The 9,707-nt window shown below is 63.6% G+C and carries 10 protein-coding genes; 6 read left to right on the top strand and 4 right to left on the bottom strand.

From position 1 onward, the window contains the following. Positions 1-140 precede the first annotated feature (140 nt). The 3 genes from VFE81_RS21085 to VFE81_RS21075 form a co-directional block, all read right to left on the bottom strand. Positions 141-1,001 carry an ABC transporter permease gene (locus VFE81_RS21085; protein ID WP_325046456.1) on the bottom strand — a complete coding sequence of 287 codons (861 nt, stop codon included), beginning with the start codon at positions 999-1,001 and terminating at the stop codon, positions 141-143. Next, on the bottom strand, positions 985-2,100 hold the full coding sequence (locus tag VFE81_RS21080; protein ID WP_325046455.1) for an ABC transporter substrate-binding protein: 1,116 nt from the start codon (positions 2,098-2,100) through the stop codon (positions 985-987). The genes VFE81_RS21085 and VFE81_RS21080 overlap by 17 nt, the downstream gene beginning before the upstream one ends. Positions 2,101-2,167: 67 nt before the next feature. Further along, positions 2,168-3,244 carry an ABC transporter substrate-binding protein gene (locus VFE81_RS21075; RefSeq protein WP_325046454.1) on the bottom strand — a complete coding sequence of 359 codons (1,077 nt, stop codon included), beginning with the start codon at positions 3,242-3,244 and terminating at the stop codon, positions 2,168-2,170. 454 nt (positions 3,245-3,698) lie between these two features. Here VFE81_RS21075 and VFE81_RS21070 point away from each other — a divergent pair, with 454 nt between their 5' ends. From VFE81_RS21070 to VFE81_RS21045, 6 genes are all read left to right on the top strand, one after another. Beyond that, a complete protein-coding gene (locus VFE81_RS21070; protein WP_325046453.1) occupies positions 3,699-4,880 on the top strand; it encodes an LLM class flavin-dependent oxidoreductase in 1,182 nt (393 codons plus the stop codon). 48 nt (positions 4,881-4,928) lie between these two features. After that, the gene (locus tag VFE81_RS21065; protein ID WP_325046452.1) at positions 4,929-6,014 is read left to right on the top strand and encodes an ABC transporter substrate-binding protein; all 1,086 of its coding nucleotides are present in this window, start codon (positions 4,929-4,931) and stop codon (positions 6,012-6,014) included. 45 nt (positions 6,015-6,059) lie between these two features. Then, entirely contained in the window at positions 6,060-6,884 is an 825-nt protein-coding gene (locus VFE81_RS21060; protein ID WP_325046451.1) for an energy transducer TonB, read from the top strand. 83 nt (positions 6,885-6,967) lie between these two features. Then, positions 6,968-7,675 carry a MotA/TolQ/ExbB proton channel family protein gene (locus VFE81_RS21055; protein WP_325046450.1) on the top strand — a complete coding sequence of 236 codons (708 nt, stop codon included), beginning with the start codon at positions 6,968-6,970 and terminating at the stop codon, positions 7,673-7,675. After that, positions 7,675-8,085: a biopolymer transporter ExbD gene (locus tag VFE81_RS21050; protein WP_325046449.1), complete on the top strand. Its 411-nt coding sequence runs from the start codon at positions 7,675-7,677 to the stop codon at positions 8,083-8,085. Before VFE81_RS21055 ends, VFE81_RS21050 begins: the two co-directional genes overlap by 1 nt. A gap of 53 nt (positions 8,086-8,138) precedes the next feature. Continuing rightward, entirely contained in the window at positions 8,139-9,224 is a 1,086-nt protein-coding gene (locus tag VFE81_RS21045; protein ID WP_325046448.1) for an ABC transporter substrate-binding protein, read from the top strand. A 140-nt stretch (positions 9,225-9,364) separates the two neighbouring features. On the opposite strand, the gene VFE81_RS21040 is transcribed toward VFE81_RS21045, so the two are convergent. Further along, positions 9,365-9,707: hypothetical protein (locus tag VFE81_RS21040; protein ID WP_325046447.1), on the bottom strand; the 343-nt coding region annotated here is incomplete at its 5' end.

Genomic DNA, 9,707 nt, shown 5'->3' with positions numbered 1-9,707 from the left:
TTCATGCACGGCATCGCGATAGGCGGCGAATTGCCAGAGCCCGAGTAAGGCGAGCGGCAGGACGAAACCGCGAGCCCGTCGGCGCAGGGGAGACGAAGCGTGCAGAGCGATCATGGAAGGCGTTTTACAAGAAAGAGGGTTCAACGGTTGGGCGTTTGCCAGCGCAACACGCGGCGCTGCACGAGTGCGATGCTCTGATCGAGCGCGAAGCCGATCAAACCGATCGCGATCACGTCGACCATCACAATGTCGATACGCAGCATCTGCCGCGCCATCTCCATCATTTCGCCGATGCCGCTGTCGGCGCTCAGCAACTCGACCGCGACGAGCGCGAGCCAGGAACGCGCAATTGCGATGCGGATACCCGTGAGCAGCGATGGAATAGCCGAGGGCAACAGCACGTCGCGCAACAACTCAGCGCGGCCAAGCCCATAGTGGCGGGCCATTTCGACCAGATCGCGCGGCACGCCTTGCACACCCCCATAGGTGGCAAGTGCGACCGGAAAGAACACCGCTTTGGCGACCACCACCACCTTGAGCGGTTCGTCGATACCGATGAGCAGAATCAGTATGGGTATCAGCGTCAGCGTCGGGACCTGCCGCAGGATGTCGAAAAGCGGGCGCACGTAGTCTGAGAAAACGCGGTTCACGGCGAGCAGTGTGCCGCACGCGATGCCGAGCAAGGCGCCCCATACGAAGCCGGTTGCCAGACGACGCAAGGTGATCAGCAGGTTGTCCTGCAGGTCGCCGCCGGCCGCGAGCGTGCTGAAGGTGTCATAGACCTTGTGCGGTGGCACGAGGAGTTGCGGCGCGAACCAGTGTTGCGCGCTCACATACCACCAGAGCAGGAACAGCATCGCGGGCGAGACCCACCACAGCAGCGAGGAAGCGCGGCGCGCGAATGCACGCGCGCGAGCGGCGGTGCTCGCCCTTGCCTGAGTGATGGGTGCGGGTGGGGCGGATGTCGCGGCACCCGCCACCGTATCAACGGTTTGCGACATTCGTCGTGGCGCTCGCATCCCAGTAGCGTTCAAGCTTGAGCTCCTTCAACGCATTGTTGACGAACTGCGGCGCGAGCAGGCTATTGACGTCCACGCCGCCGGACGTGAGTTTGGCCTGCTGGCTATACGCCGACACGTCGCGGTAATGTGCACTAAGCGACGGTGTAAAAAGCGGCGTCCATTGGTCTTTCCACGGTAGCTTCTCGTCGTCGTACTCGCGGCGCACGACATTTTCGGGTTGGCCCGAAGCGCTGAGAATCTTGATGTAGGCATCGCGGTTCTGCGGTTGCGAAATCCAGTAGGCCGCACGTACATAAGCGGTCGCGACCAGTTGCGTGATGTCGGGATACTGACGCACGAAATCGTCGGAGGCCCACAACTCCGCGCGCATCTTCCACGCGTCGGGTGCTTCCTTGGTCGACCAGATGATCTTGCCGACCTGCTTGTCCACGAGTGGGTAAGCGTCCGAGAGCGTAAAGAATCCATCGACCCGGCCCGCGGCGACGGCGGCGGCACCGGCTTGCGGATCGAGGTTATAGATCTTGAAGTCGGACAGTTTCAGGCCGTTGGCCGCCAGCAGTTTGCCGAACGTCACTTCCCACGGACGGCCGCGATTGAGCGCAATCCGCTTGCCTTTCAGATCGACGATCGACTTCGCCGTCGAATTGGCCGGCACGACCAGATAAGTGTTGCTGCCCACACCACCCGGCACGATCAGCCTGGTACGCGTGCCGGAAGCGTTGACGACGACCGAGGGCAGGTCGCCGTAGCCTGCGAAGTCGGTGCTGTGATTCGTGAAGGCCTCATTGACCAGCGTACCGACCGCCGCGGTCGAGACCGGCACCCATTGCAGCTTGATATGGCGCGCGGCTAACGCCTGTTCCAGCGACTTGTCTGCGTCGATTAAAGCGGAGGCGCCCGCATATTGCGTTTTGCCGCCGTTTGAATAAGCGACCACGGCGATCCGCACGACTTTCGGCGCATCGTCGGCGCGCGCCACGGAGGGGCCCAGCAACGCGGCGGCGGTGAGCGGCACCGTCATCGACCATGCGATGAACGCGCGCCGCAGCAGCAGGGAGAAAGCAGATGAGCGTTTCATGATATGCGGATCAGACCTTGAGCGTAATGGTGGAAGCCGGGCGGCGTGGTTCGAGCGGTGCGTTCGTTCACGCACGGCGCTTAAGTGTGGAATGCAGCGCTTCGGCCATCGGGCGTGGATCGATCCAGTCGGCGATCTCGAAGTCGGCTTCGAGGAATCCCCACTCGAACAGGAAGTTTTTGAAGTCGTCGAGCGCGGCGACCGATTCCGCTTCGAGGTTCACGCCGAGATGGTGATGCAGGTTGCCGCCATAGGCCGCATGAACCCACTCGACTGCTGATGCGGTTTCGTGCGATACGTACTGCGCGGTTTCGTCGGGATGCGTGCGCGCCCAGTCGCCTGCCGCGACCACGAGCTTCAGAAAACCGGCGACGATGTCCGGATGATTGGCGAGTACTTCCGCATTCACCGTGAGTGGACGCGGCGTGCCGTTGTTGTTGCGGATATGCGGTTCAGGGTGAAAGCCGATATCGATCATGACTTGCGCACCGATCAGTTGCGCCACTTCCAGCCCGACCGACCCCTTCACGTAGATCGCATCCACCGTGCCGCGCAGCAAGGCGCTCGCTTCGGCGGCATATAGCGCGCGGCTCGACAGGCCGAGAGGCAAGGTGAATAGTTCGGTTGCGGGATCGTCGCCGACTGCTTGCAGCGTGCGCGCTTCTACATCGATCAGTTCGACGTCGCGCGTTGTCATGCCTTCCAGACTTAATGCATTGACGAAACCGCGCAGAGCGGATGCGCGAAAGATATCGATGCGGTCGGTCGAACGGCGCGGAATCGCGATACGCCGGCCACGCAGTTGCCTGATCGACTGAATGCGCGAGCCCGGCAGCGTCAGGATCAACTGCGATTCATCGACCCAGGACAGGCCGATCACGCGCGTATCGGCCCGATGCGAGCGCGCCCACATCGCCGGAATGCTGCCGCCCTGACGAAACGACATCGCCAGCGTGTGATCGCTGATCGACGACGCGTCGTGTCCGGCCGAGTCGCGCAGCGAGCGGATCGCGACGCCGTCGGCCGACAACTCGCCGTTCAGCCAGCCGAGATGCACGGCGATGCCGAGCGGCGTCGGCACCGGTGAGCGTGCGTACCAGAAGGGATGCTGTTTGTCCGATGACGAATCGGGCCTGTCTGTCATGTGCGTTTTCCATATTGAGGTTCGTGCTGGCCGCCGGCTGACGCGGGATAAGCGGTAGCGGCGGCGCGGACTGATAAATGCAAATTCCAGGCCAGGCGCGCGCGATTGCTGTGAGCAGCCTTTAGCGGACATGCGGCTCGGCTGCGCATACCGATGCAAGCAGTGCCGATTGGTGACGGGCGCGCGTGCGAGTGTTGCTCCAGCAGCAGTTGTCCGAAGCGGTGTTGCGCCAGCAACACGCGGGGTGTTGATGCAGCAGCTTGCGCGCAAGCTGCCTGCGCCGCGATCGATGCAAGCCGAAGAGCTGCAACGCTCGTGGCCATCGCGCATTGCGTGCCAATCGAAGGCCCCTCAAGTGGAATTGGCATAGGCCGTGCTTAGAGAGGTGCCGAACCGGTTAGGGCAGGCGTCATCGCGTGTCCGATCCGACGCTAACACCAAGGAGAACAGATCAATGGCTGTCGAATTTCTGTGGCGCTTGCCGATGCACGGCGATGGCAGACGCGCCCACGACCGGCACACCCGTGGCGAGTGGAATAACCAGACGGCCTCGCGCGTCGCGCCGAAAACGGATAGCGACGATTTTGGCTACATCGACTATCTGTCCCAGGTGGCGCGCGCAGCGGATCTGGTCGGCTTTCACGGCGCGTTGATTCCGATCTTCCGCTTTACTGAGGAGCCGTGGGTGGTGGCCGCGGCGCTGGCGCGCGAGACCCGCAATCTGCGTTTGCTGATCGCGATGCAGCCATGGTTCATGCATCCGGCGTATGCGGCGCAAATGGCGGCCAGCCTGCAGCGGATCAGCCGCGGCCGGGTGGAGTGGAACATTGTGACGGGCGGCGGGGGCGCGGATCAGCGCGCGTATGGCGACTTTATCGATCACGACAGCCGTTACGCGCGCACCGATGAATTTCTCGACGTGGTGAAGGGCTATTCCGCCGGTGAACCCTACACGCACAAGGGCCGCTTCTATCAGGTCGATGCAGGTGGCCTGGTCGCGCCGCTGCGCAGCCAACCTGTGCCGCGTATCTATCTGGCTGGCGCCAGCGATGCCGCGATGGCGGTGGCCGCGAAACACGGTGACGTACATCTGAGTTGGGGCGAGCCGCTTGCCAAACAGAAGGAGGTGATCGACCGCGCGCGCCAGGCGCTCGACGCGCAGAACGCCGAGCGCGATCTGCGCTTCGGCATGCGCATCGACATCCTCGCGCGCGAAACGGAAGAACAGGCATGGGCCGAACTGCGGCAGATGTTCGCCACCGTCAGCGACTCGACGCAACTGGGTGGCACACGGCGCACGGTTGGCGTCGGCGATTCGGAGTCGGTTGGCGCGAAGCGGCAGTTCGCGCTGCACCAGGGCAACACCCTGCATTTCGACGATCTGATCGTCGGGCCGAACCTGTGGGCCGGCATGTCGAAGATTCGCGGCGGCCCCGGTTGCGTGATCGTGGGCAGCCACGAGCAGGTCGCGGAGCGGCTCGCCGAGTACGTGGACATTGGCGTATCGACCTTCATTCTGGCGAGCAATCCGCATCTGGAAGAAGCGTACCGCGTCGGTGAGGAGGTCCTGCCGCTGGTAGCGGGGGCGATCGATGCGCGCAGGACCGCGGCGGCGCTGCGAGTCGCGCTCGCGTAAGGCAACGGCGATCAAGCCTGTGCACAACAACAATCAAGGAATCCAACGATGAGTACAACCGTTGCGCAAGCCGCGACGTCCACTGCACTGTGGTACACCCGCTGTCCGGTGCCGACCGCGCTCGGCATCGCCGTTCACCGCGGCTGGTTCGACGAGGAGTTCGGCCCGGACGGCATCACCCTGAATTCGTTGCAGGAGACTCGCGAGCCTGCCATACGCGAGTCGCATTTCGATCACAGCCTGCCGTCGTCGTTTCGCCAGGGCGGCAATATCCCGGCGCTGTGGGCGCGTTCGCGAGGCGCGGCGACGCGGGTCGTCGGCCTCTCGTGGACCAATGAATTCCAGGCCGTCGTTACTTTGCCGAGCAGTGGTATTCGTCATTCGCGTGATCTGCGTGGACGGCGTCTGGGTCTGCCGCGACACACGATCAGTATCGACTTCTGGCGGGCTGCGGCGCTCAAAGGTTTTCTTACCGCACTCGAACTTGAAGGCCTCGGGCATAGCGACGCGCAGTGGGTCGATCTACCGGAGCCGACGCGCGACGCTGGTGAAGCGCGGATTGCGATCGGCAAGCTTGGGGTGGCGCCCGGCAATGAATCGCCGTTTCGTGGGCCACATGAATACGGTCTTGAAGTGGCGGCGCTAGTGCGGGGCGATGTCGATGCGATCTTCGTGAAGGGCGTGGCCGGACTGGAAACCGTGCATCTGATCGACGCGCACGTGGTGATCGATCTGGGCGCGCATCCCGATCCGCTAGTGCGCATCGGCAACGGCACGCCGCGCACGTTGACGGTCGATCAGGCGCTCATCGACGAACGTCCCGATCTGGTCAGCCGGTTCGTATCGGTGGTGGTGGCGGCCGGAGACTGGGCGACGAAGCATGCGGCCGAGACCGTTGCCTATATCGGCCGTGAGACCCGTTCGTCCAACGAGTGGGTGCGCTATGCGTATGGCAGCGAAGTGCACCGGCATCTGGAAACCAATCTCGCGCAGACCTCGATCGACGGTCTCGTGGCTTTCAAGGACTTCCTGTTCGAATGGGGCTTCCTCGAGCACGACTTCGATGCGCGCGCATGGATCGAGCCGCAGCCGTACACCGAGGTATCGAAATATCGCCGCGCATGGGTCGCCTAGTGTGGAGCGTCCTCGCGCGACGCGCAAACCAGTAAGGAGTGAACCGTGACGTTTCTGACAATGGAGAGTGCGGGTTCGCAGGCGCGGCGCCATGCGGCGCGCTGGAGCGGCTCGGCGGTCCGCCGTTCGAACGTGCCTGCGTTTGCGCCACTGCCGCCGCAGCCGCGGACGCAGCGCGCGTCTGCGGCGGAGCATGAGGTCCGGGCGACGCGCAGGACATGGGGTGAGATCGGCGCTGCCGCGCTGTTGATCCTCGCGTTGCACGCGGGATTCATGCTGGTGGCGAGGCATGGACGCGTGGACTCACTCGTGCCTGTCGTGCCGCCCAAACCCCTGCCGATGACGGTGGAGCTGACGCGGCCGCCGATCCCGCTGCCGCAGGCTAAGCAGGCGCCGCCGCCCTCGCCGCAGCCGGTCAAACAGCAACCGCAGCCGCCACGCCCGCTGACGCGTGCCCTCGCGCCGAAGCCTTCGCCTGCGCTTACGCCGCTCGTGGCCACGCCGCCGCAAGCGACGACACCGGCCGACACCGCTGTCGCGCACATCCCGGCACCAGTCGCACCGGCGCCTGCCGCGCCACCGGCGGCTGAAACCGCGCCGATCGGCAACGCCGCGTATCTGCACAACCCGGCGCCCGACTATCCGCCGATCGCGCAGGACCAGGGCTGGGAAGGGCGCGTGCTGCTGCGCGTGCATGTGCTGTCAAACTGCAAACCTGACTCGGTCGATATCAGGACCAGCAGCGGCCGCAAGATGCTCGACGACGCTGCGGTGGCCGCGGTCCGGCGCTGGAGCTTCGTGCCAGCCAAACGGGGAGATGAAGCGGTCGACGGCTGGGTCAACGTGCCTGTCGACTTCAAGCTGGGCTGACGCGTGCTGTCCGCATGACGGACGAATCGCACGCTTTCTGTTCAACACCGGATCTGGATTTTGAACTCAAGGAATCAATCATCATGAATGGCATTTCAACGACTTTCATCGTGCAGGGCGCACTCTGGTTACTGGGGATTTTCTCGGTGGTGACGTGGACGCTTATTCTCGTCAAGGCCGTGCAAAGCGTGCGCGCGAGCGTACAGAGCCGGCGCTTTGCGAAGCAGTTCTGGGCGGCCAGCAGTTTCCACGCGGCAGCCACGCTGGAACCCGGGATGAGCCCGGTGGGCCGCGTCGCCGCGACCGGCTTCGAGACCTTGCAACGCGCCGACGAAGGCAATGGTCAGGATCTCGAACATAGCTGGAGCCGCCACGATCTGTTGGAGCGCCACTTGCGCCAGCAAATCCAGAACGAGCGCCGCCGCCTCGAAGCAGGTCTCGCGGTGCTTGCCTCGATCGGCAGCACTGCGCCGTTTGTCGGCCTGTTCGGCACCGTATTCGGCATCATTCACGCATTGACGGCGATCACGCACAGCGCGTCGGCCAGCATCGACGTGGTGGCCGGCCCGATCGGCGAAGCGCTGGTGGCGACGGGCGTCGGCATCGCGGTCGCAGTGCCGGCGGTGCTCGCCTACAACTTCTTCGTGCGCCGGGTGAAAGCGGCCTCCGCCGATCTCGACGGTTTCGCAACCGATTTCGTCACGCTCGCGCAGAAGGCCGGCTTCCGTGTGCAGGGGACGGCGGCGCGTGCGCAACCAAGCCTGAAGACCGTCAACGAGGTGTTCGCATAATGGCCTTCTCATCCTCTTCCGATAACGATGACGTGCTGAGCGAAATCAACATCACGCCGCTCGTCGACGTGATGCTAGTGCTGCTGGTTGCGTTTATCGTCACCGCGCCGCTGCTCAACAACGCGGTGCACGTGAATCTACCCAGGACGGTTGCCACGGCGCCCGCCGATCAGAAGCCGGCCGTGACCGTCAGTGTGGACGCGAAGGGTGTGGTGTACCTCGACAAGCGGCCCACCGATCTGCGCCTGATCGGCGCCGAGCTGTCGGCGCTCGAGGCGAACAACCCGGGCATCGCGCTCAACCTGCAGGCCGACGAGGGTGTGCCCTACGGCACGGTGGCCAAGCTGATGGCTGCGATCGAGCACGCCGGCATCAGCAAGCTATCGGTGCTGACGGCCAACAACGGCTAATCACGGTCGTTGCATGACCCCTCGACCCCGCGAACTCCTTACCGGACCAATTCATGAGCACTTCGGTTTCAGACAACATCCAGTCGATCTGGTACACGCGCTGCCCGGTGCCGACGCCGCTCGGCATCGCCGCGCATCTCGGCTGGCTCGACGACGAATTCGCGCGCGACGGCATTACCGTGCGCTCGTTACAGGAAACGCAGCATGCTGCGCAGCGCGCCTCGCATATCGATCACACACTGGACAATTCGTTTCGTCAGGGCGGCAGTATCCCGGCGTTGTGGGCGCGTTCCGCCGGGGCCGATACTCGCGTGATCGCGCTGACGTGGGTCGACGAAGCGCAGGCGATCGTTGCGTTGCCTGATTCCGGCATCCGCACGGCAAAAGACTTGCGTGGACGCCGCGTTGGACTGCCGAAGCGCGCGGGCGAGCGGATCGATATTTTCCGCGCGGCCGCGTTGCGCGGTTTTGTCAGCGTGCTGGAGCTCGAGGGCCTGTCCGCGCGCGATGTCGAGCTGGTCGACGTTGCGGCGGCCAGCGTACGCGAACCCGCGGATGGCGGCGCGCTGCCCGCGGCGACCTTTAGCAATCCGGGCAGCGTCAGCAGCCGACGTCTTTATTCGGCGGAAATTGCGGCGCTGGTGCGAGGTGAAGTCGATGCGATTTATGTGAAGGGTTCGCTCGGGTTGGAGAGTGCTTACCTGATCGGCGCGCGGATCGTGGTCGACATCGGCTTTCATCCGGAGCCAAAGGTTCGCATCAACAACGGCTCGCCACGGCCGTTGACGGTCAATGCGGCCACGCTCGACAACCATCCGGACATCGTCAGCCGCTTTCTGGCGCGCGTGATCGACGTGGACGGCTGGGCGCGTGAGCACAAGCAGGAAGTGCTCGGTTATCTGGGCCGCGAAACGGGTTCGGGCGACGACTGGCTGCGTCTCGCTTATGGCGACGATGTGCATCAGCGCTTGCGTACCGATCTCGACGACACGTCGATCGCCGCGCTCGACGATTTCAAAGGCTTCCTGGTGGAATGGGGTTTTCTGCCGGCGGACTTCGATATTCATGCGTGGATCGATCCAGGCGCACTCGCGCAATCACATCGTTATGTCGCGTCGTCGTCCGGTTTGCGCCGGTGAGCCTGGCGTTGCTTTTGTCTGAAAATAGATTCGGCATCCTGATGGACGGTACCGAATCGGTCTGATCGTGGCCGCCTCGCCGCGTTCAAGTCACCCATCGCGAAGATAGCATCAGGCTCCCCGAGAGCGAACTTTGCGGATCATTCGTGCGCCTTATCCACGTCAATAGCCATCCCTGTGTTGGGGTGCTGCATACGCAACACCCCAACACCACCTGACGGGTGCGCCAGCAGCAATACCCACTCGGCTTCGTTCACGAAACCCTTGTGTGACGGGCCACCGCGCCTGGCATCCGACTTGCAATAGAGCACCCCATGCGTGCCGCATCGCTCGCGCACGAAGGCGAAAACTCGGTTGCGGGCGCAATCAAACAACAATTGAATAAGGATAGCGAAGTCAATGTTCAAGAGAAAAACACTCGTCGTTGCGCTCGGGGGAGTGCTTGCTGGTGGTGTGCTGATGTCGCCGGCATGGGCTGCGGAT

Source organism: Paraburkholderia sp. (assembly GCF_035656215.1).
GTDB lineage: Bacteria > Pseudomonadota > Gammaproteobacteria > Burkholderiales > Burkholderiaceae > Paraburkholderia.
The sequence above is the reverse complement of the archived record's forward strand: the minus strand, read 5'-3'. Positions and strand labels throughout refer to the sequence as shown.

Excerpts from the sequence above, each read along its gene's own strand:
- VFE81_RS21050 (WP_325046449.1), top strand. The coding sequence starts at position 7,675 with ATGGCCTTCTCATCCTCTTCCGATAACGATGACGTGCTGAGCGAAATC.
- VFE81_RS21055 (WP_325046450.1), top strand. The coding sequence starts at position 6,968 with ATGAATGGCATTTCAACGACTTTCATCGTGCAGGGCGCACTCTGGTTA.
- VFE81_RS21080 (WP_325046455.1), bottom strand. The coding sequence starts at position 2,100 with ATGAAACGCTCATCTGCTTTCTCCCTGCTGCTGCGGCGCGCGTTCATC.
- VFE81_RS21065 (WP_325046452.1), top strand. The coding sequence starts at position 4,929 with ATGAGTACAACCGTTGCGCAAGCCGCGACGTCCACTGCACTGTGGTAC.
- VFE81_RS21045 (WP_325046448.1), top strand. The coding sequence starts at position 8,139 with ATGAGCACTTCGGTTTCAGACAACATCCAGTCGATCTGGTACACGCGC.
- VFE81_RS21070 (WP_325046453.1), top strand. The coding sequence starts at position 3,699 with ATGGCTGTCGAATTTCTGTGGCGCTTGCCGATGCACGGCGATGGCAGA.
- VFE81_RS21085 (WP_325046456.1), bottom strand. The coding sequence starts at position 1,001 with ATGTCGCAAACCGTTGATACGGTGGCGGGTGCCGCGACATCCGCCCCA.
- VFE81_RS21075 (WP_325046454.1), bottom strand. The coding sequence starts at position 3,244 with ATGACAGACAGGCCCGATTCGTCATCGGACAAACAGCATCCCTTCTGG.